15 protein-coding genes, 2 tRNA genes and 1 pseudogene are annotated in these 20,526 nt (G+C 50.7%); 15 read left to right on the forward strand and 3 right to left on the reverse strand.

What is annotated here, in order from left to right:
* The first annotated feature begins 43 nt into the window (after positions 1 to 43).
* From ACTQZS_RS09400 to ACTQZS_RS09440, 9 genes are all read left to right on the forward strand, one after another.
* Positions 44 to 640 (forward strand): HD domain-containing protein, encoded by a 597-nt coding sequence (locus tag ACTQZS_RS09400; protein WP_441475578.1) that lies wholly within the window; start codon positions 44 to 46, stop codon positions 638 to 640.
* Positions 637 to 2,742 carry an aminopeptidase gene (locus ACTQZS_RS09405; protein ID WP_441475579.1) on the forward strand — a complete coding sequence of 702 codons (2,106 nt, stop codon included), beginning with the start codon at positions 637 to 639 and terminating at the stop codon, positions 2,740 to 2,742. Before ACTQZS_RS09400 ends, ACTQZS_RS09405 begins: the two co-directional genes overlap by 4 nt.
* Before the next feature lie 16 nt (positions 2,743 to 2,758).
* Entirely contained in the window at positions 2,759 to 3,265 is a 507-nt protein-coding gene (purE, locus tag ACTQZS_RS09410) for a 5-(carboxyamino)imidazole ribonucleotide mutase (RefSeq protein WP_441475580.1), read from the forward strand.
* Positions 3,266 to 3,491: 226 nt separating this feature from the next.
* Positions 3,492 to 4,517, forward strand: a complete 1,026-nt coding sequence (gene purM / locus ACTQZS_RS09415; protein WP_441100663.1) for a phosphoribosylformylglycinamidine cyclo-ligase — start codon at positions 3,492 to 3,494, stop codon at positions 4,515 to 4,517.
* A 107-nt stretch (positions 4,518 to 4,624) separates the two neighbouring features.
* A complete protein-coding gene (purN, locus tag ACTQZS_RS09420; RefSeq protein ID WP_441100662.1) occupies positions 4,625 to 5,269 on the forward strand; it encodes a phosphoribosylglycinamide formyltransferase in 645 nt (214 codons plus the stop codon).
* A gap of 209 nt (positions 5,270 to 5,478) precedes the next feature.
* Positions 5,479 to 6,762 carry a phosphoribosylamine--glycine ligase gene (gene purD / locus ACTQZS_RS09425; protein WP_441475601.1) on the forward strand — a complete coding sequence of 428 codons (1,284 nt, stop codon included), beginning with the start codon at positions 5,479 to 5,481 and terminating at the stop codon, positions 6,760 to 6,762.
* 937 nt (positions 6,763 to 7,699) lie between these two features.
* Positions 7,700 to 7,772, forward strand: a tRNA-Val gene (locus tag ACTQZS_RS09430).
* Between the two features lie 32 nt (positions 7,773 to 7,804).
* A tRNA-Met gene (locus ACTQZS_RS09435) sits at positions 7,805 to 7,878 on the forward strand.
* A 253-nt stretch (positions 7,879 to 8,131) separates the two neighbouring features.
* The gene (locus tag ACTQZS_RS09440; protein WP_441475581.1) at positions 8,132 to 9,184 is read left to right on the forward strand and encodes a diguanylate cyclase domain-containing protein; all 1,053 of its coding nucleotides are present in this window, start codon (positions 8,132 to 8,134) and stop codon (positions 9,182 to 9,184) included.
* Positions 9,185 to 9,190: 6 nt separating this feature from the next.
* On the opposite strand, the gene rlmD is transcribed toward ACTQZS_RS09440, so the two are convergent.
* Positions 9,191 to 10,597, reverse strand: coding sequence for a 23S rRNA (uracil(1939)-C(5))-methyltransferase RlmD (gene rlmD / locus ACTQZS_RS09445; protein WP_441475582.1), 1,407 nt, complete (start codon positions 10,595 to 10,597; stop codon positions 9,191 to 9,193).
* A gap of 382 nt (positions 10,598 to 10,979) precedes the next feature.
* Positions 10,980 to 11,267 carry a hypothetical protein gene (locus ACTQZS_RS09450; protein ID WP_441100659.1) on the reverse strand — a complete coding sequence of 96 codons (288 nt, stop codon included), beginning with the start codon at positions 11,265 to 11,267 and terminating at the stop codon, positions 10,980 to 10,982.
* Positions 11,268 to 11,638: 371 nt separating this feature from the next.
* On the opposite strand from ACTQZS_RS09450, the gene ACTQZS_RS09455 reads away from it, so the two are divergent.
* The 5 genes and pseudogenes from ACTQZS_RS09455 (at position 11,639) to ACTQZS_RS09475 (ending at position 18,360) form a co-directional block, all read left to right on the forward strand.
* Positions 11,639 to 12,370: a glycerophosphodiester phosphodiesterase gene (locus ACTQZS_RS09455; protein ID WP_441475583.1), complete on the forward strand. Its 732-nt coding sequence runs from the start codon at positions 11,639 to 11,641 to the stop codon at positions 12,368 to 12,370.
* 2 nt (positions 12,371 to 12,372) lie between these two features.
* Positions 12,373 to 13,332, forward strand: a complete 960-nt coding sequence (locus ACTQZS_RS09460; protein ID WP_441475584.1) for an alpha/beta fold hydrolase — start codon at positions 12,373 to 12,375, stop codon at positions 13,330 to 13,332.
* A 3-nt stretch (positions 13,333 to 13,335) separates the two neighbouring features.
* A complete protein-coding gene (locus ACTQZS_RS09465) occupies positions 13,336 to 14,835 on the forward strand; it encodes an MFS transporter (RefSeq protein ID WP_441475585.1) in 1,500 nt (499 codons plus the stop codon).
* A gap of 124 nt (positions 14,836 to 14,959) precedes the next feature.
* Positions 14,960 to 15,082, forward strand: a pseudogene (locus ACTQZS_RS09470) (carbohydrate ABC transporter permease); the annotation flags it as partial.
* Positions 15,083 to 15,117: 35 nt separating this feature from the next.
* Positions 15,118 to 18,360, forward strand: coding sequence for a glycoside hydrolase family 2 TIM barrel-domain containing protein (locus ACTQZS_RS09475; RefSeq protein WP_441475586.1), 3,243 nt, complete (start codon positions 15,118 to 15,120; stop codon positions 18,358 to 18,360).
* A gap of 182 nt (positions 18,361 to 18,542) precedes the next feature.
* On the opposite strand, the gene ACTQZS_RS09480 is transcribed toward ACTQZS_RS09475, so the two are convergent.
* Positions 18,543 to 18,794 carry a hypothetical protein gene (locus tag ACTQZS_RS09480; protein WP_441475587.1) on the reverse strand — a complete coding sequence of 84 codons (252 nt, stop codon included), beginning with the start codon at positions 18,792 to 18,794 and terminating at the stop codon, positions 18,543 to 18,545.
* Positions 18,795 to 19,339: 545 nt separating this feature from the next.
* Between ACTQZS_RS09480 and ACTQZS_RS09485 the strand changes: the two genes are divergently transcribed.
* Positions 19,340 to 20,233, forward strand: coding sequence for a ribokinase (locus ACTQZS_RS09485; RefSeq protein ID WP_441475588.1), 894 nt, complete (start codon positions 19,340 to 19,342; stop codon positions 20,231 to 20,233).
* Positions 20,234 to 20,526: the final 293 nt, after the last annotated feature.

Consider the following 20,526-nt stretch of genomic DNA (forward strand, 5'->3'; position numbering starts at 1 on the left):
GAATGCCGGTGATGCTGTGCGGCAGAATGGAGGCGGATTTTATATGGAAATGGATCAGGAGCGATTCCGGAAACAGCTTGCTTTTATTCTTGAGATTGACAAGGAGAAAAACATTCTCCGTCAGACCCATCTGACAGGACACGGCCGCCGTGAGGATGACGCGGACCACGCATGGCATCTGGCTGTCATGACATGGATACTCAGGGAGTATTCCAATCAGGAGATTGATATTGTGCGTACGATTCTGATGGTACTGATTCACGATATCGTGGAGATCGATGCCGGGGACACTTACGCATACGATGCTGAGGCCAAAAAGACAGAAGCAGATCGGGAGATGAAGGCGGCGGAGCGGATATTCGGGCTTCTGCCGGAGGATCAGGGGCGTAAGCTCCGTGAAATCTGGGAGGAGTTTGACGCATACGAGACACCGGAAGCCCGTTTCGCGCATGTGATGGATAATTTTCAGCCGATGCTTCTGAACAATTCGAACGGCGGTGGAGACTGGAGGGAGCATGGCGTGAACCAGTCTCAGGTCAGGCAAAGAAACGCGAAGACGGGAACCGGATCAGAGGAGATCTGGTCTTATATGCAGGAAATTCTTGCGGCAAATATCAGGAAGGGCAGTTTAAAACCTTGAGGAACGAACAGATTATTGCGGATACCGAAGATTATAAGGAACGCTTCTCACTTGCGCTCGGACGCGTAAGAGAGATCCCGGGGGAGAAAAGGGTGAGAGAACTCTTCAGAGCCTGGTTTGAGCAGGAGGCCGCTTTTCTCTCGGATATGGCGGAGCTGATGCTGAAGAAGGAAAGAGGAGAATTCAGGGATGCCTCGTTGGAGGAGCTGAGAGAACAGAACCACAGCATGTATCAGGACATACTTCCAGAAAATTATGGGAAGAGCTTTGGAAATCCTGATTTCTCTGCGGATACCCTCGGTGAGGATTACGGGCAGCTTTTTTCTTTTCTGTACATGGAACTTCGAGGCACCATTGTGTATGCATTTGAGGACAAGGTATGGGACATGCTGATTTCTCTGGAAATTTTTCTCGAGGTATATCAGCTGTTTACAGACGGTGAGCTTCCGGAACCGGAACTGATCCGGGAGTCGCTGTACTGGTACTGCAGTGATTACTCCGCGGAGATGATGGACAGAAGAACCCGCGAATGTCTGGATCCCGGACTTTCCTTTGCACGGGACATCATCATGAAGGAGGATCTTGGCGACCTGCGGTATCTGTACCGGTTTGGGGAATATGTGACAGAGAATGAGGAACAGACGGCGTTATTTCTGAACACCCTCTCCGAGGATGAAATCGCGTCGATTGCCCGCACATGGACGGAGGGGTATCGGATCGGATTTGAGGTCGGGCGCAAGGACATCCGCAAAAAAAAGACGGTCAACATCCGATACCGGCTCGGTTTCGAGCGGGTTGTGCGGCAGGCGGTTCTTCAGTTCCGGGAAATGGGGCTGGAAAGCGTCATATACCGCTCCGCCACACATGCGGTGAATAAGAGACAGCATCTGAGGATCGGCTACTACGGAGCCGTGCCGAATCCTCAGTTTGAATATGACCACCGAAATGACGCAGGCATTTTCCTTGACGAGAAGTTCGTCACCCGGAAGCTGCAGGGACTGCGGGCAGCATACGAGAAATACAAGGACCTGGCGAAGGTCCACGGCGGTCCGGCGTGTATGGATGTGTTTGGTGAGACGCCTTTCACTCCGGCGGAATCCCGGCACAGCTGTGCTCTGACCGAGGAGCAGCAGAAGGAGCAGGTGCGGTACAACAATGAGGCGGGACAGATTACGAACCGTTATATCATCGGATCGGAGCGAAGCTTTACGATCATTGCCTATCCCGTACCCGCAATCGGAGAACGCTTCCGTGATATTTTCCGGGAAACCGTGAAGATCAATAATCTCGATTACCGGAAGTATCAGAAAATCCAGCAGAAGCTCATCGACGCCCTGGATCAGGGCACGGCGGTCCGTGTCAGAGGAATGAACGGCAACTGTACCGACCTCAGGGTGGCACTGCACACACTGACGGATCCGGAACATCAGACAAATTTTGAAAACTGTGTGGCAGATGTGAATATTCCTGTCGGAGAAGTATTCACCTCTCCGGTTCTGAAGGGGACAAACGGAGTATTGCATGTGAGCCGGGTTTATCTCGGGGAATTCCAGTACCGGGACCTGAAGATTGAGGTCAGAGATGGTATGGTTGCCGGCTACAGCTGCGGCAATTTCGCGTCGGAGGAGGCAAACCGCCGCTATATCGAGGAAAATATTCTGTTCCATCACGCGTCACTTCCAATGGGCGAATGTGCCATTGGAACCAATACAACGGCGTACCGTATGGCGAAGATTTATGGGATCGCGGACAAGCTGCCGATCCTGATCGCGGAAAAGATGGGACCGCATTTCGCGTTCGGCGATACCTGCTATAGCTGGGAGGAAGACAATGCGGTTTATAATCCGGATGGCAAGGAAATCATCGCGAGGGATAACGAGCGTTCCATCCTGCGAAAAACAGACCCGGGCAAGGCTTATTTCGGCTGTCACACCGATATCACGATTCCCTATGAGGAACTGGGAAGCATTACCGTGGAAAAGGCGGATGGAGAAGAGATTGCGCTGATTCGGAATGGAAAATTCGTGCTTCCGGGAACGGAAGAATTAAATGAGCCGTTGAAAGATTTAACGGAATCAGATATGATGAATGACGTCAAATGAAAGGAGATAACAGACGATGGCAAAAGTTGGAATTGTGATGGGAAGTGACTCGGACATGGCAGTCATGTCCAAGGCGGCAGCGGTACTCGAGGAGTTTGGAATCGATTATGAGATGCGGATTATTTCAGCTCACAGAGAACCGGAGGAACTTGTGTCCTGGGCAAAGGGCGCGGAAGAGAGAGGAATCCGCGTGATCATCGCGGGAGCCGGTATGGCGGCAGCTCTTCCGGGAATGGTTGCGGCACTCTTCCCGCTTCCTGTCATCGGAGTACCGATGAGCAGCAAGGCGCTCGGAGGTACGGATGCGCTTTATTCTATTGTTCAGATGCCGTCCGGTATTCCGGTTGCGACGGTTGCGATCGACGGATCGAAGAACGCGGCGATTCTTGCGGCCCGGATCCTTGCGGTTTCAGACCCGGAGCTTCTTCAGAAAATCCGGGACTACGGCGAAGAGGGCAGAAAGAGCGTCGTGGCAAAGGACGCAAGACTGCAGGAAACCGGCTACAGAAACTACACAAAGTAAATCTGCATGCCCCGCAGGCGGGGCACCACAAACTGTATAAATTTCCGCGTCACTTCGCTGCCCTCACAGCTGCCACGCAATCACCGGGAATGTGGAAATGCGAAAAGACGGAAAGAACAAAAACAACTGAAAGAACAGAAACAACAGGAACAACAGGAACAACACCAGGCCATGCGGGATTTGCCCGCGCCACAATATGTCTGTCTGGAGAAGAATGGAGGACAAAATGGATTATAAGTCATCTGGAGTAGATATCGAAGCCGGATACAAATCAGTGGAGCTGATGAAAAAATATGTAAAGGAAACGGTGCGTCCTGAAATGCTCGGCGGACTGGGCGGCTTTTCCGGTGCGTTTTCAGCGGATGCGTTCAAGAACATGGAGCATCCCACACTGGTTTCCGGAACTGACGGCGTAGGGACAAAGCTGAAAATCGCATTTCTGATGGACAAGCATGATACTGTCGGAATCGACTGCGTTGCCATGTGCGTGAACGATATTGCCTGTGCGGGCGGCGAGCCGCTGTTTTTCCTGGATTATATTGCGTGCGGAAAGAACTATCCGGAAAAGATCGCGGAGATCGTCAAGGGAGTCGCGGACGGTTGTCTGCAGTCCGAGGCAGCGCTGATCGGCGGCGAGACCGCTGAGATGCCGGGCTTTTATCCCACAGACGAATATGATCTTGCGGGGTTTGCTGTCGGTGTAGTGGATCAGAAGGATATGATCACCGGAGCGGATCTCCGTGACGGAGATGTACTGATCGGTCTCGCGTCCTCTGGCGTGCACAGCAACGGATTTTCACTTGTCCGGAAGGTGTTCGATATGACTCCGGAATCACTGGACACCTATTATGACGAACTCGGCGGAAGACTGGGCGATGTTCTTCTTGCGCCGACAAAGATCTATGTGAAAGCACTCAAGAGCATCAAAAAGGCCGGCGTCAGAATTCAGGGCTGCAGTCATATCACCGGCGGCGGTTTTTACGAGAATGTTCCCCGTATGCTCCGCGACGGCGTGTACGCAGAAATTGAGAAGAACTCCTATCCGGTGCTCCCGATCTTCAAACTGATGCAGAAAAAAGGCGATATCGACGAGCATGTGATGTACAACACCTACAACATGGGAATCGGCATGGTGCTGGCGGTTCGTCCGGAGGATGTGGACGCAACAATGAAGGCAATTCGTGATGCCGGCGAATATTCCTATCAGATCGGACATATCAGAGCAGGTGAGAAGGGCGTAAAGCTGATCTGATGTAGTGTATAAGCTATTCGAAAACGCAGACAGGATTGCCGCACGCAAAGCGAGCATAAGAGAGGGTCTGCGTTTTCGAAAAATTCTAAGGGCAGGAGGGAAAAATAATGCTGAGAATCGCAGTGCTGGTTTCCGGCGGCGGAACAAATCTGCAGGCCATTCTGGATGCAATTGACAGCGGGACAATTACAAATGCCGAGGTTGTCGGAGTGATCAGCAATAATCCGAAGGCTTATGCCCTGGAGCGGGCGAAGAAAAAGGGAATCGAGGCCGCGGTGGTAAGACCTGCGGATTTCGCAAGCCGGGCGGAATTTGAGGACGCATATCTGGAGAAGACACAGTCCTATCATCCGGATCTGGTGGTTCTGGCCGGCTGTATGGTTGTAATCCCGAAGAAGATGGTGGAAGCCTTTCCAAATCGCATGATCAATATCCATCCGGCACTGATCCCTGCTTTCTGCGGGACTGGTTATTACGGTCTGCATGTGCATGAGAAGGTGCTGGAGCGTGGCGTCAGAGTGACCGGAGCGACGGTTCACTTCGTAGACGCCGGGACGGATACGGGGCCGATCATTCTTCAGAAGGCAGTCTATGTACAGAACGGAGACACGCCGGAGATCCTTCAGCGGCGCGTAATGGAACAGGCGGAATGGAAGATCATGCCGGAGGCGATTAACCTGATCGCAAATGGAAGGGTATCCGTAAGAGACGGAAAGGTGCAGATCCGGGATTATACCTTTGGTGAGATCTGAGCGATCACACAGGGACAGAGAAGTTCTGATAAACAGCGGATGATTTGCGCGGAGGATGCTGTCGGTGTACAGGCATTCTGACAGGAAACGACAGCGCAGGTATTGATTTGAGTGCAGACAGGTGATCCGGTATGGGATAGGGCGTATGCGGCCTGTATACAGATCGGCTGCCTGCAGGATAAAAAGAAAGCGAGGAGCGCGACATGGGAATGAAAGTACTGGTAGTCGGAGGCGGCGGACGGGAGCATGCAATCGTATGGAAGGTTGCGCAGAGCCCGAAGGTTGAAAAGATATACTGTGCGCCGGGCAATGCCGGAATCGCAGAATTGGCAGAATGCGTTCCGATTGGGGCGATGGAATTCGATAAGCTGACCGCCTTCGCCAGGGAAAAGGAAATCGACCTGACGATCGTCGGAATGGACGATCCGCTGGTAGGCGGAATTGTCGATGCGTTTGAGGCGGAAGGACTGCGTGTCTTCGGACCGAGAAAAAATGCGGCGATCCTCGAGGGCTCCAAGGCATTCTCAAAGAATCTGATGAAGAAATACAATATCCCCACGGCCTCCTATGAGACATTTACATCTCCGGAGGATGCGATTGCCTATCTCGAGAAAAATCAGAAGTACCCGATTGTTCTGAAGGCGGACGGCCTCGCGCTGGGCAAGGGCGTGCTGATCTGTAACAACCTTCAGGAGGCGAAGGACGGTGTGAAGGAGCTGATGGTCGATAAAAAATTCGGCCACGCAGGCGATGAACTGGTTATTGAAGAGTTCATGACCGGCCGTGAGGTATCGGTTCTGTCTTATGTAGACGGAAATATCGTGAAGACAATGGCGTCCGCTCAGGACCATAAGAGAGCCAAGGACGGGGATCAGGGCCTGAATACCGGAGGAATGGGCAACTTCTCACCGACGCCGTTTTACACAAAGGATGTGGACGATTTCTGCCAGAAATACATCTTCCAGCCCACCGTGGATGCGATGAAGGCCGAGGGACGCCCATTCAAGGGCATTATCTTCTTTGGCCTGATGCTTACGGACGACGGCCCGAAGGTGCTTGAGTACAATGCCCGGTTCGGGGATCCGGAGGCACAGGTCGTGCTTCCAAGAATGAAAAATGACATTATCGATGTCATCGAGGCATGCATTGATGGTACGCTCGATCAGATCGATCTGCAGTTCAGGGATGACGCCTGTGTGACCGTCGTGCTTGCCAGCGACGGATATCCGGTCTCCTATGAAAAGGGATTCCCGATTCACGGACTTGAGAACTTCAAGAACAAGCCCGGATATTATGTCTTTCATGCCGGAACGAAATTCAATGACAAGGGTGAGATTGTGACAAACGGCGGACGTGTGCTCAACGTCACGGCACTCGGTAAGGATCTGAAGGAAGCAAGAGCAAACGCCTACAAGGCCGTGGACTGGATTGACTTCCAGAATAAGTATTACCGTCATGATATCGGTCACGCAATCGATGAGTTCAAAGGCTGAGGAGACGACAGCATCTTCACAATCCCCTTTGCGGCCGCCTCGTCCAATCAATGCGTTCAGAGGCTGAACAGACAGCGGCACTGCAGAATGGCAGATTGGCAGATTAGAGCAGAGCTGTTGTGGAAAACATCATAAAAATATTGCGCGGAAGCTCACACGGCAGTATGGTGTGGGCTTCCGCACTTTTTACGCGACAGTGAGCCGCAGCCGAATGCGAAGTATTCGTGTGCGGCGAGCGTCGCGATAGCGAGATAAAACTCGCGCAGCGTGTTTTATCTCGTGGGCGCCTTGTTTGTGAGAGCAGGTAAATTACTAAGTATGCAGAATACTCTGACAAATATATTTTAATAAAATTATTTACAAAAAACGGTTGACAAATCTCAATTAGTTCTGTATTATAGACTCAAGAAAAGAGATAACCAATAAGGAATAAAAGTTACCGATTTTCTTTCGAATATATTTACTTCAGGAGGATGGTCCGATGGGAAAGTGAAAGCCGGATAATCAGAGAACGGGAAAGCAGTTGAATGTTATGCGAGCTCAATAGGATTTAACTGATAAAGCTAAAAAAATACTCACAGAAAAATCAAATCGCAGGAGTGCGATAAGCGAAGAACGAGATCTGAGAAGTCGGAAGGCGAAGAAACATTTGATCCGGAAGATCTGCCAGAAAAGTGAATATGGTGTAATGAATAGAAAGTGAGGTTATACAGTGAAACTTCAGGATATTCATTAAGAGGGCTGCTTGATTTGAATGAGACGATCAGGCAGCCCTTTCCCATTGGGTTCGGCATTTCATAAATGTTTCATAACTGTGCATAAAAGCCATAAATGTTTTTTCAAAAAAGCCATAAATGTTTTTTCAAAAAAGTGTTGACAATTGAAACAATATCAGGTTATAATAGCAAAGCGAGTTGAGGAAAGAAACAAAGCAAACGGGATCTTAGCTCAGCTGGGAGAGCATCTGCCTTACAAGCAGAGGGTCACAGGTTCGAGCCCTGTAGGTCCCATATCTTTCGCTCACATCGCGGCAATTCAATATGGCGAGATAGCTCAGTTGGCTAGAGCATGCGGTTCATACCCGCAGTGTCGAGAGTTCGAGTCTCCCTCTCGCTACGTATAATCGGGAAGTCAGGTTTTTGCCTGACTTCCTTTTTTCCGTATTACACGTTCTATTTCAACACGTTCTGCTTTTACACTTGGCTGTTGCAGCTTGTTAATGCTTTGTTAATTGAATCTCCCGGCAGGAGGGGAGTGGAAAGGCGGTGACCGGATACAAATGGCTGCGGTAAATTATTTGATCATAAATTTGAGCTGTCTTATATGTGCTGCTATTCTTTTGTTCCATACAGGAGATGACCTGGCAGGAGTGCTTGAGATTCATCTGTTCAGACTCCTTCTGTCTGTTTTCTGTATCTTCATGATCGATGACAGTTTGTGGGAAATCGGTGCCAGTCACATGATTTATATGCCATGGCATGCGCGCAGTGTGCTGAACGCGGTCGGGCTTGCGTGTCAGCCGGTGATGTGTTTTATCTGGTATTTATTTTCGGAGGTACGGATGAAGCACCAGCTGTTTGGCAGAAAATGGTTCCTGCCCGTCACAGCAGCACCGATGCTTATATCTGTGATACTGATTTTCAGTTCCCTGCAGACGGGCCTGATCTTCTACAGCGATGCTGTATCCGAATATCACGGACCGTTGTATGACCTGGTCATGGTATTTGATTTTATCTACCTGCTGCTGGTGACAATACATGCGGTCATCAAATCAATACGTGCAAAGTCCAGATCGATAAAGAAGGGATATTTCACGATGATTACATTCGTTCTGTTCCCTTTTGCCGCGGGCATTCTGGACAGCATTGTGCCGGACACACCGACAATGGCACCGAGTATCCTCTCAGCGCTGCTGTTGTTCTTTGTCAATGTACAGGAGATGCAGATTTATTCCGATGCGCTGACGGGCCTGAACAACCGCAGACGTTCCGATCAGATTCTTGAGGAATACATCGAGAAGGCAGATGCATCCAATGGCTTCTATCTTTTTATGATTGATGTGAACCGGTTCAAGCTGATCAATGATAAGTACGGACACCTGGAAGGTGACCGCGCACTCCAGACCATAGCATCATCTCTGACACAGGTCTCGGGAAAATATCCGGTATTCCTGTCCCGTTGGGGCGGCGATGAATTTTTGATCATTGGTACGCAGAGTGCGCTGGAGCCGGTCAGCAGTTTTGTGGAACTGCTGCATCAGCAGGTAGAGGGGGATGCAGACAGATTCCACCTTCCATATCGTCTTTCGATCAGCGTCGGATACTCGCTGTGTATGTCTTCTTCAATGCCGCCAAAAGAGCTGACTGCCGCGGCGGACCGCATGCTTTACGAAGACAAGCGCCTCGCGCACCAGAAGGAGTGAACGGAATCAAATCCCGGTCCGCGACAGCAGGACAACCGTTTCCACATGCACGGTCGCGGGGAACAGGTCAACACAGGCAATTCGCTCCAGCCGGTAGCCATGCGTCAGAAAGACCGGGAGATCTCTGGCAAGGCTCGTGGGTTTGCAGGAAATGTAGATAATCTTGTTGACGCCGTAGGCGATGATTTTGGGCAGGGCTTTTGGGTGAATCCCCTCGCGGGGCGGATCGAGAATGATGGAGTCGGGCTTGTCCGGAATTTCGTCGAGAACCTTCAGAACATCGCCTGCGAGAAAATGACAGTTGTCGAGATGATTCAGGCAGGCATTTTCACGGGCTGCCTCTACGGCTTCCTCTACGATCTCGACACCCACGACCTTTTTTGCCACCGGAGCGATGATCTGCGCGATGGTTCCGGTACCGCTGTAGAGGTCGAAGACAGTCTGATTCCCGACATCTCCCAGAAATTCTCTGGCGGTGCTGTAAAGGACCTCCGCGCCTCTGGAGTTTGTCTGGAAAAAGGAAAAAGGAGTGATGCGGAACCGGAGACCGAGAAGCTCCTCGTAGAAATAGTCTCTTCCGTAGAGCAGATCGGTGCGATCGTTACGGATGATATCCGCGACGGAGTCGTTTACGGTATGCAGAACGCCGGTTAGCGTTCCCTCCAGGTCAAGGTCTCTCAGCTTCGCGCACAGTTCCTGAAGAGCTTCCTGCTCCGGATACTGAGAGCTTGTGACAAGATCGACCAGTATCTCACCGGTTATGGATGCGCGTCTCACCAGAAGATGACGCAGATATCCTTCGTGGGAGATCTTATGGAAATACGGCCAGTGGTGCGCCCGGCAGAATTCAAGTACGCAGGAGAGGATGCGGTTGAAATCTTCGTGCACGATCTGGCAGTGGTCAGCCGTCAGAATATCGTAGGTGCTGTTCTTCCTGTGAAGACCCAGGGTCAGTTCGCCGTCCTTTTCCATGTCCCCGAAGGCATATTCCATCTTGTTGCGGTAACCTTTTTCTGCGGGACTCGGTTTGACACCCTCGAATACATAGTCCGGGGAGCCGTCGCTCCGGATCTGCCCGCCCTCGGCCAGCGCTCTGCTGATCAGAGACTTGATTTCGCCTTCCTTCAGCGCAAGCTGTTCCGCATAAGGAAGTGTGCGGTAGGTGCAGCCGCCGCAGCGTGGAAACAGACTGCATCCGGGGTCGGCTGTCTCGAGAACGGATGGCTGAAGAACCTCCAGAAGCTGTCCTTCTAAGCGTCCGGCCTTCTTCTTGTTGATGCGGAAGCGTACGGTCTGGCCGGGGATAGTGTTCTTGACAATTACCTCACTGTCTTCCCCGGCGACAAGGACGTGTCCTCTGTTCGGGAAGGAAATATGGTCGACAGTGCCCTCGTAGATCTCACCTTTTTTCATAAATAAAATCCTTTCGGTTGTAATAACGGATGAATAATGAATAATAACGTGGATTAATGATAACGGCTTAAGAACGGATAAAAAAATAACTTCTCCTCAAAAAAGCCCCGGCACATCATGTGTCGGAGCTTTGTATAATTTACGCGAACAGTGAGCCGCAGCCGAATGCGAAGTATTCGTGTGCAGCGAGCGTCGCGATAGCGAGATAAAACTCGCGCAGCGCGTTTTATCTCGCTTTACCGCCCGGTTGCTTATGATTGAACACCGGCTGTCACGCCGGAACAAAATCGCAGTTAAGCGCATTTGCCTGTCGCTTATGATTGAATACCGGTTTTTCCGCCGGATATCCGCAGGTCTGAGGCGATCCATTCAGCGGATGATGTCAGTCTTCGCCGGATTCATCGGAACTCTTTCCGGAGGATTTCTCTTCTTCGTCTTTGTCGTTCTCATCAAAATAGCTGTCAAAATCATCGTCAAAGTCTTCGTCATCGAAATCTTCCAGATAATCCGGTGTGAAGTAGCGGTATACTGCGTATGCAATTCCGCAGACCGCAGCGGTTGCGGCGACGGCTATCGCAATAATTCTGAGCAGAGAACCCTTCTTCATCGTTGTGCTGTTCTTCTTTGCCTGAATGGCATCGATAATTGCCTTGATTGATTCCTTATCCATGATCGGTCACTCCATTTCGCTAGAATTTAATACTGCAGCGGTATCCCCCTCATTCTGCGCTTTAAGATTAACTCTCAATTAACGCTATTATATCATAAGTACGTGCGAAAAAACAAGGAATCAACAGGGAAATACTTGCCGGAGAGGCCGGTGTTTTGTAGAAAACGTATAATTTTTACATAAGCATAATTCGGAGTTTAGGTAAAAATATTGAAATTCTATCTGGTGTTGCGGTACAATGAGATGTGAATTTTTTCTCGCTGCAGTACAATGGGGGTATGAATCATATCCTGTTGCAGCACAATGGGGTATGAATCATATTCTGTTGAGATGCAGCGAAATAGAACATTTCTTTTGAATGGAGGCTTATTATGAGTACACCTTTTGTTTGGGCACACAGAGGGGCAAGTGGATATGCTCCGGAGAATACGCTGGAGGCATTCCGACTGGCCGCGGAGATGGGCGCCGATGGCGTGGAACTGGATGTTCAGCTGACCCGTGACAATCAGATTGTCGTATGCCATGACGAAAAGATTGACCGTACCTCTGATGGGGCCGGATGGGTGAAGGATTATACGCTGGAAGAATTGAAGAAGATGAATTTCGACAACGGCAACAAGGCGTATGAGGGAGCCCGGATTCCCACGATGCAGGAGGTTTTTGACGCGCTCCGGGATACCGGTCTTGTGATTAATATCGAGCTGAAGACCGGAATCATTTTTTATAAGGACATTGAAAATGCCATCGTCAAAATGACGCAGGAAAATCACTATGAGGACAGGGTCATTTATTCCTCCTTCAATCATTATTCCGTCATGAAGATCAAGGAACTGGATCCGAATGCCAGGACCGGATTCCTGTATGCGGACGGAACACTCGACATGCCTTCCTACGCAAAAAATCACGGAGTGGACGCACTTCATCCGGCGCTCTATAATCTTCAGTTCCCAGGATTCATGGAGGAGTGCAGGGAGAAGGGCATTGATGTGAATGTCTGGACGGTAAACGATGAGAAGTACATGAAGATGTGCCAGGATGCCGGCGTGAATGCGGTCATTACAAATTATCCGAAGAAGGCGCTGGAGCTGTTCAGGAGGAAATAATCATGGAATTCCTCGGTGAAGATGATTACAGACAGGCAATGGACGGGCCCTGCCGCCGATGGCGGGAGGAGTGCGTGAAGGAGAATTATTTTATCTCCTCCGATGGGACAAGGATCCATTACTATTATGCGATACCGGAAAATGCAGCGGCTGTCGTGGTGATGTTTCACGGCTTCTGTGAGTTTTACGGCAAGTATCATGAGATGTCCTGGTATTTTTACAGGCACGGATACGGATTCTATTTTCCGGAGATGCGGGGACACGGGTTGTCCGGTGGAAAACTGAAGGAGAAAGATCTGGTCCATATTGATAATTATGATACGTATGTCTCAGATATGAAGGGATTCTATGATCAGGTCGTTTCGGCGGACAGCCATCAAAGGCTTCTGTTTGCCCATTCGATGGGAGGAGCGATCGCGTGTTTGTATCTGGAAAAATATCCGGACGATTTCAGGGGTGCTGTTCTTTCAAGCCCGATGCTGAAGCTGAAGACAAAGGGTTATTCTGAGGCGCAGATACGGGCGATGCGGTTTCTGGTGACGCTGTTCCATATGAAGAAAAAGCTTTCGGCGGGACAGAGCCGTTTCGACGGGGTCAATATTTTTGAACAGTCCAGCTGTCAGTCGCGTTCCCGTTATGATTACATGTTTGAGATGCGGTGTGCGGACGATAACTACCAGACCTATGGAGCAACATTCGGCTGGTCAATTGCCAGTCTGGACGCGACATCGAGACTGATACGTGACGCGCAGAAGATCCGGACACCGCTCGCTGTCTTCATGGCGGGACAGGATCATCTGGTTGATCCTGAGGGATACCGTGATCTCTTCCGGACACTTCCGCAGACGCACCGCTATGAGTTTCCGACATCGCGGCATGAGATCTTCAATGCAGCGACGGATGTGCGTAAGGACTACTACGAGAAGCTGTTCCAGGAGCTTGACTCCATGAGAAAGGAGTGACACATGCAGTCAGGAAAGCACAGTACAGGATTATCGTCCCAGTTCATGTACGGGGCGGGTGAGTTTTTCAACGGAGGAGCCTTCGTCATCATTAATGCGTTCTTCTCTGTCTTTCTGATCAAGGCGATCGGGATGCCGGCGGCGCTCGCCGGAACGGTTCCCCTGATCGGACATTTCTGGGACGCGGTCACAGACCCGGTCATGGGAAATATCGCGGACCGGACCAGCGCGAAGATGGGCGCCAAGCGTTTCTATATGCTGATCGGTTCCTTTGCGACGGCGCTGACCTTTGCCACGCTGTGGGTACCGTTTCGCACAGACAGACCTGTCACGATGTTCATTTTCTATGTGATTATGTACTGCCTGTTCTCAACCGGATCGACGATCCTGATGGTTCCTTATAACGGGCTTCTGCCGGACATGGTGGATGATTACGACACCAGATCACGTTTCTCCAATGTCCGTATGATCTGGTCCACGCTTGGAGCGATGGTCTGCGGAGTTGCTCCGACGCTTCTGATCACAGATACGACAAAGACAACCATGTATCTTCGCTGCGGCGTTCTCTTCGGACTTCTGTTCCTGGTGACCTGCCTGATCACGGTTGGGGGAACCTGGGAGAATTATCACGCGCCGGTTCGCTCTAAAATGATCAGCAGCTTCGATCATGCGGCAAGCGCATTCCGCAGCCGGTCATTCCGCCTTTTTATTGGAATCTACCTGACGGGGCAGTGCGGCATGGATTTTGTATCCGGAATGGCGGTATACTATGTGGATGACGTCATTAACGGCTATCAGAATCACTATGTCACCTATCTGATGGCGGCTCTGATTGTAGCGCAGCTGATCGGCATGCTGATCTGGGGCCCGGTGATGGCGAAGACCTCCAAGCGTACAACGATCCTGATAGGTGCTCCGATACGTGTCGCCTGCACACTGCTTCTGATACCGTTCTCCTATGAGGGCGCCAGCATTTATCCGATTCTCGCGCTTGCGGTCGGAATCGGAATCGGCAATGCGGCTACGCTCACAAGTATCTTTGCCATCATGGCGGATATGCCTGATGTGGACGAGCTGATCACTTCAATTCACCGCCCCGGCGTGGTATCCGGGATGTCAACCTTTGCCAGGAAGATTTCCTCGGGGCTCTCTGCATGGCTGATCGGTATTCTGCTCACTGCGGTCGGCTACAGTGAGAAGCTGGCAAACGAAGGGGCGAGGCAGTCCGCGTTCACACAGAAGGGAATCGCGGCGATTTTTGTACTCATGCCGGTTATTCTCTGCGTACTCTTATTTGTATTCGGGTATCTTTTCCCGATGACAGAAAAGGAATTCAATATTGTCAAGAAGGAGATCCGCAGACGCAGAGGAGAGGACAGCTCAGAGGCAACGCCGGAGGAGATCCGCGTATGCGAGAAGGTGACGGGGATGCCTTTTGACAAACTCTGGAATATCCGGAACCAGTGGGTCGGGAACAGAGCCCGCGGAAAGGAAGAAAACTGAGAAGACGGAGGTGATGACGGGTCACCAGCGTGAAAGCTCAGACATTCTGAGGTCAGATGTTGTGCAGTCGGGCATTCTGCGATCAGAAACTATGCGGTCAGAACAGATATTTCAGAACGGAAAGGGTCATACGACAGACTATGGCGTGCTGATGCTCGGTGTACTTTTCTGCTCCATTCCTACGATGATCATCTTCTTCGTACTGCAGAAACAGTTTGCGGAAGGTATTACCGGTGCCGTTAAATAATCCGAATACAGTGTGAGAACGGAAGGAATAAGAAAATGACAGAATTTGATTACAACATAGTAAAAGATCCACGGATCTTCAGCCAGAACCGTCTGCCGGCGCATTCGGATCACATGTTCTATGAGCGTGAGCCCATAAAAGCATGGGAGGAGTCTGACTGCCGTTATCTGCTGAGCGGAGTGTGGAAGTTTTCCTATGCGGAGAATTACCGGGAAGCGATTAAGGGATTTGAGGCGGCTGACTATGACTGCAGAGGCTGGGCGGACATCCGGGTTCCGGGGCACATCCAGATGCAGGGATACGGACATCCGCAGTATGTCAACACCCAGTATCCGTGGGACGGAATCGAGAAAATCTTACCGGGACAGATCCCGGAGGAGTTCAACCCGGTTGCGAGTTATGTACGGTATTTTACAGTCCCCGAGGGCATGAAAAATCATGAGCTGCATATCTGCTTTGAAGGCGTTGAGAGCGGGTTCGCGCTCTGGCTGAATGGCAGTTATATCGGATACAGTGAGGACAGCTTTACCCCGTCAGAGTTTGATCTGACGCCATATCTCGTGGATGGAGAAAATAAGCTGGCGGTTCGTGTGTTCCGGTTTACGGCGGGAAGCTGGTGTGAGGATCAGGATTTCTTCCGGTTCTCCGGCATTTTCCGGGATGTATATCTGATCATGATACCGGATCTTCATGTGAGCGATCTGCGTCTCACACCGGAGGTGGCAGATGATTATCGCCACGCTTCTCTGAAGGCAGAAATCTGTGCCACGAAAGAGGGGAGCATTGAGCTATCACTGGAAGACAGAGAGGGTAAGGTAATCTCTGTGAAGAAGGCGGAGCTTCACAAAGTGGAAGCCGGACCTGTGGAAGCGCGGACAGAAGAGAAGGGGGCCGAGGATTCCATCAATGGCGCCGGAAAGCGCTTTGCTCATGCGAGAGAAGATGAAAAATCCGTATATCGGGCGGAAATTCTTCTGGATGCCGGTGAGGCGCGGCTCTGGAGTGCGGAGGATCCCTTCCTGTATCAGGTGAGAATACGTGCCTTCGACAACAAAAATATCCGCAGAGAGACCGTCCTTGAGCTCTTCGGATTCCGCCGTTTTGAGATGATTGATCATATGATGCATATCAATGGAAAACGCATCGTGTTTAACGGAGTGAACCGCCATGAGTTCAGCGCGGACAGGGGAAGGGCGATTGATGCGGAGACGATTCGCACCGATCTTCTGACGATGAAGCGCAACAATATCAATGCGGTCCGTACGAGCCACTACCCGAACCAGACCGCTTTCTACCGGTTCTGTGATCTTTATGGCCTCTACGTCATCGACGAGACGAATCTGGAAACGCATGGGCTGTGGGACATGGTATTCCGGGGCGATATCACGCTCGAGGAGACGGTTCCCGGGGACAGACCTGAGTACCTGGATCTGATTCTGGACCGCGCGAACAGCATGCTTCAGCGGGACAAAAACCATGCATGCGTGCTGCTCTGGTCCTGCGGAAACGAGTCACTGGGAGGAAAAGATCTCTACGAAATGTCCCGCTTTTTCCATGCAGAGGATGCTTCGAGACTTGTGCACTATGAGGGAGTGGCCCACGATGACCGCTATCCGGACACGACAGATGTGGTCAGTACCATGTATACGTCGGTTCAGGAGATTCGAAAATTCCTGTCGGAGCACAGGGAGAAACCCTATATCTGCTGTGAATATGCGCATGCCATGGGCAATTCCTGCGGGGCGTTTCTGAAATATATCGAGCTTGCGGAAGACGATCCGCTGTATCAGGGCGGATTCATCTGGGACTATATCGACCAGGCGATCCTCCGGAAGGATCGGTACGGCAGAACATATCTGGGCTATGGAGGTGACTTTGACGACCGTCCGCATGACGGGAATTTCTCCGGAAACGGAATCGTCTACGGAGATACCAGGACTCCATCTCCGAAGATGCAGGAGGTTCGGAACGGATATCAAAGTATCTGTGTAAGCATTGGAGCGGAATCTGTCAGGGCCTCGGATCCGGCATCTGCAGACAGATCAGCCGGAACCGCTGCCACGGGAATCACCGCTGTTGTAAAGAACAAGTTCCTGTTTACGAATACAGACCGGTTTGACTGCGTAATTACCCTGACCGGGGAGGATCGCGAGATCTGCCGTGTGAAAACTTCGGTGTCGGTCGGACCGCAGGAGGAGAAAACAATTTCTCTGCCAGTTGAGATACCGGTTTTGGCAGGAGAGGCAGCCCTCACAGTATCATTCGTCACCAGGGAGGAGACACCCTGGGCGCCGGCAGGCACCGAGATTGCATGGGCGCAGAAGATGATCGCTTCTGGTGAGAAGGATGTACAGACAGACTCCGTTTCCGGAATCCATAATATCCGGACGGAACCGGAATCCGGCAGCAGGATGAAGGTCGTAAAGGGCGCGGTTAATCTTGGTGTTTCCGGTGAGCATTTCCGTGTTCTGTTTTCTAACCTCCACGGCGGTCTCGTCTCCTACGTATATGCAGGAAGAGAAATGTTCAAGGCAAATCCGCGCCCGAATTTCTGGAGAGCAATGACAGACAATGATATGGGATGCCTCTTCCCGATGCGCGCGGGACAGTGGAGACAGGCTGGGCTTTTCGCAACCACGATTTCGCAGGAAGAGAGGCAGGTGACTGATTACAAGATCGACATTTCGGAGGATCTGGTATCCGTCACGTACACATATCATCTCGCGACTATGCCGGCGAAGGACTGCCTGGTGACCTATTCCGTGAAGCCGGACGGAGAGATTTCTGTCCGTATGCAGATGGATGCATCCCGGGAAATCGGAGAGCTCCCGGAGTTCAGTATGCTGTTTATGCTGGACGCTGACGAGAATCATCTGAAATGGTACGGCGCGGGCCCTGAGGAAACCTATCTGGACCGCCGCAACGCGAAAATCGGAGTCTATCGGACCACTGTCGATAAGTGTATGGCCGGGTATCTTCGCCCGCAGGAGTGCGGAAATCACACAGATGTCAGATGGGCCGAGGTGACCGACAGTCTTGGAAGAGGCCTTCGTTTCAAGGTGAACGGACTGCAGTTCTCCGCGCTTCCGTACACGCCCGAGGAGCTGGAATGCGCATCGCATCCGAACGAGCTTCCGGAGACGGTTCATACCTGCGTGAGAGTCGGGCTTCAGATGGGCGTTGGAGGAGATGACTCCTGGGGCGCACAGGTTCATCCGGAATATCGCCTGGACAACACGAAGCCGATGGAGATCGAGTTCTCCTTCAGAGGAATCTAAGAAAACATAAAGTTAAGAATATAACCGGCAGAAAAAGCCGCACCCTTATGCTCCGGAATGGATAAAACTCAAATCCATCTCGGGAGATAAAGGTGCGGCATTTTTGCTGCGATTCATTTCTTACGTGTCAATACCTGCGTTTCATTCCTTATGTCTCATTTCCTGAGGTCTGTTTCTTGCGTTCATTTCTGAAGACTGATCCCCATTATCGCGAGACTCAGGACCAGAATTCCGGACATCAGATACGGAAGAACCGCCTCGTATACGGACCGCATATCGCCGCCGTTGATGTAGCAGACAAAATAGAAAATGCCGATTGTTGCGAGTGCGATTGCCATAATCACGATGGCAAGCTTCCTTTGAAGCGACAGATGGTGATTTGCGGAAGCTGTATTATTTTCGGCATGAAACTGATTTGTTTTCATAGCTTTCATTTCATATCCCTCCATTCAAAGGTTCCGGAATCTGCTTGTCCGGAATACAAATTGTTTCTTGTAATTGTATTTTAACGCAGATGTCTGACGAATTCTACTATCTCACTTTAAATTTAGATGATTTTATTTTAAGTGTGGATAATGCGTGCGTTATCGGTTCGTAATATTAGGACCGTGCAGAACTCTTTCAATGCTTTCATGAGAAGCAGGGTATTGATGGGACAGTAGCGCTGTAATAATCCGGTATCGGTCGGCTTTCAATGCTTTCGTAAGAAACAGGGTATTGATGGAGCTGTTGTGAGCTCACTGTAAATAAATGATGCTTATAAAAAAATGCAGATTTAGGATAGTGTCTGGATATGCTATATTGAATATATGAATAACGGATTGACAGTGCAGCCAGCGAACATCTGTCCGCTGTCCGGAGAGTATCTGCACCGGCAGGTGTGTCAGACTGCCATGCAATTTCTCTATTGCCGGAACAGCGGAAGAAAAAGATGGGCCATCGGGAGAGAACATGCGATCATGCAGGAGGATATTAATTTATGAAGATGATCAATTTCGGTTCACTTAATGTAGATTACGTGTACAAGGTGCCGCACGTGATTGTCAGGGGAGAGACGCTTTCTGCGACAGACAGGAATATTTTTCCGGGTGGAAAGGGACTGAATCAGTCCGTGGCACTCAGCCGCGCGGGACTTGAGGTTTACCATGCGGGATGTATCGGAAAGGGAGGGGAAATTCTACTTCAGGTTTTACGGGATGCGGGCGTGAATACTGATTTTGTACGGTGCCTGGATGACATACCGGTCGGACACACGATCATACAGAATACGGATGATGGAGACAACTGCATCATTCTGTTCGGCGGTGCGAATCAGGCGGTGACGGAGAAACAGGTGGATCAGACTCTGTGCCATTTTGAACAGGGGGACTGGATCGTCCTTCAGAATGAAATCAACAATTTGAAGTATATCATTGAGAAAGCGCATGAAACGGGGATGACAATCGTGTTGAATCCCTCTCCGATGAATGAAAAGATCAATGACCTCCCTCTCGAATATGTGGACTATTTCTTTGTGAATGAAATCGAGGCAGGACAGATCACGGGATATCCGTCTGACGATGCGGAGAAGCTGATGGAGGGGCTCGGAAGTATTTTCCCGGAGGCACATACAATACTGACTCTGGGATCTGCCGGCTCTGTATATATTTATAAAGGGGAGATCATCCGAAAAAGCATTTACAAAGTGAAAGCAGTGGACACAACAGCTGCGGGAGATACGTTTACGGGCTACTTCCTTGCATCCGTCATTGGCGGAAGAACACCTGAGGAAGCGCTGGATCTGGCGGCGAGGGCATCCGCGGTCACGGTGTCAAGACCGGGAGCGGCACCTTCCATTCCTGTCATGGATGAGGTGGTGAACTGCCGGTTCTGAGGCTGCTGAACAGGAATGACATATTGCTGACAGACAGATTGTTGCCGATGTATTGATCCGGAATGAGCGCCGGAAAGAGCACCGGAGCATATGTGTGCAACGTTAAGGTGGCAAGTGCTGAGCATACGTGTGTGCAGCGGTCAAACAGCAGATACAGAGCATCCGGGTGTCTGACAGGCGGGAGCATCGATGTGAACAATCCATCTTGCGCCGGTGTTGGAGCAAAGTTATAATAAAACAAAATTTATCTGCCTGGAGAATATATCGACAGAATATTTTAAAGTCTCAGGAGG

The organism is Bilifractor sp. LCP19S3_H10, from assembly GCF_052119185.1.
Taxonomy (GTDB): domain Bacteria; phylum Bacillota; class Clostridia; order Lachnospirales; family Lachnospiraceae; genus Bilifractor.

Bases quoted from the DNA above. Each gene is read 5' to 3' on its own strand.
- purN (WP_441100662.1), top strand. From the start codon at position 4,625: ATGCTGAGAATCGCAGTGCTGGTTTCCGGCGGCGGAACAAATCTGCAG.
- ACTQZS_RS09455 (WP_441475583.1), top strand. From the start codon at position 11,639: ATGAGTACACCTTTTGTTTGGGCACACAGAGGGGCAAGTGGATATGCT.
- ACTQZS_RS09450 (WP_441100659.1), bottom strand. From the start codon at position 11,267: ATGGATAAGGAATCAATCAAGGCAATTATCGATGCCATTCAGGCAAAG.
- ACTQZS_RS09480 (WP_441475587.1), bottom strand. From the start codon at position 18,794: ATGAAAGCTATGAAAACAAATCAGTTTCATGCCGAAAATAATACAGCT.
- rlmD (WP_441475582.1), bottom strand. From the start codon at position 10,597: ATGAAAAAAGGTGAGATCTACGAGGGCACTGTCGACCATATTTCCTTC.
- ACTQZS_RS09465 (WP_441475585.1), top strand. From the start codon at position 13,336: ATGCAGTCAGGAAAGCACAGTACAGGATTATCGTCCCAGTTCATGTAC.
- ACTQZS_RS09460 (WP_441475584.1), top strand. From the start codon at position 12,373: ATGGAATTCCTCGGTGAAGATGATTACAGACAGGCAATGGACGGGCCC.
- ACTQZS_RS09400 (WP_441475578.1), top strand. From the start codon at position 44: ATGGAAATGGATCAGGAGCGATTCCGGAAACAGCTTGCTTTTATTCTT.
- ACTQZS_RS09485 (WP_441475588.1), top strand. From the start codon at position 19,340: ATGAAGATGATCAATTTCGGTTCACTTAATGTAGATTACGTGTACAAG.
- purD (WP_441475601.1), top strand. From the start codon at position 5,479: ATGAAAGTACTGGTAGTCGGAGGCGGCGGACGGGAGCATGCAATCGTA.
- purE (WP_441475580.1), top strand. From the start codon at position 2,759: ATGGCAAAAGTTGGAATTGTGATGGGAAGTGACTCGGACATGGCAGTC.
- ACTQZS_RS09475 (WP_441475586.1), top strand. From the start codon at position 15,118: ATGACAGAATTTGATTACAACATAGTAAAAGATCCACGGATCTTCAGC.
- purM (WP_441100663.1), top strand. From the start codon at position 3,492: ATGGATTATAAGTCATCTGGAGTAGATATCGAAGCCGGATACAAATCA.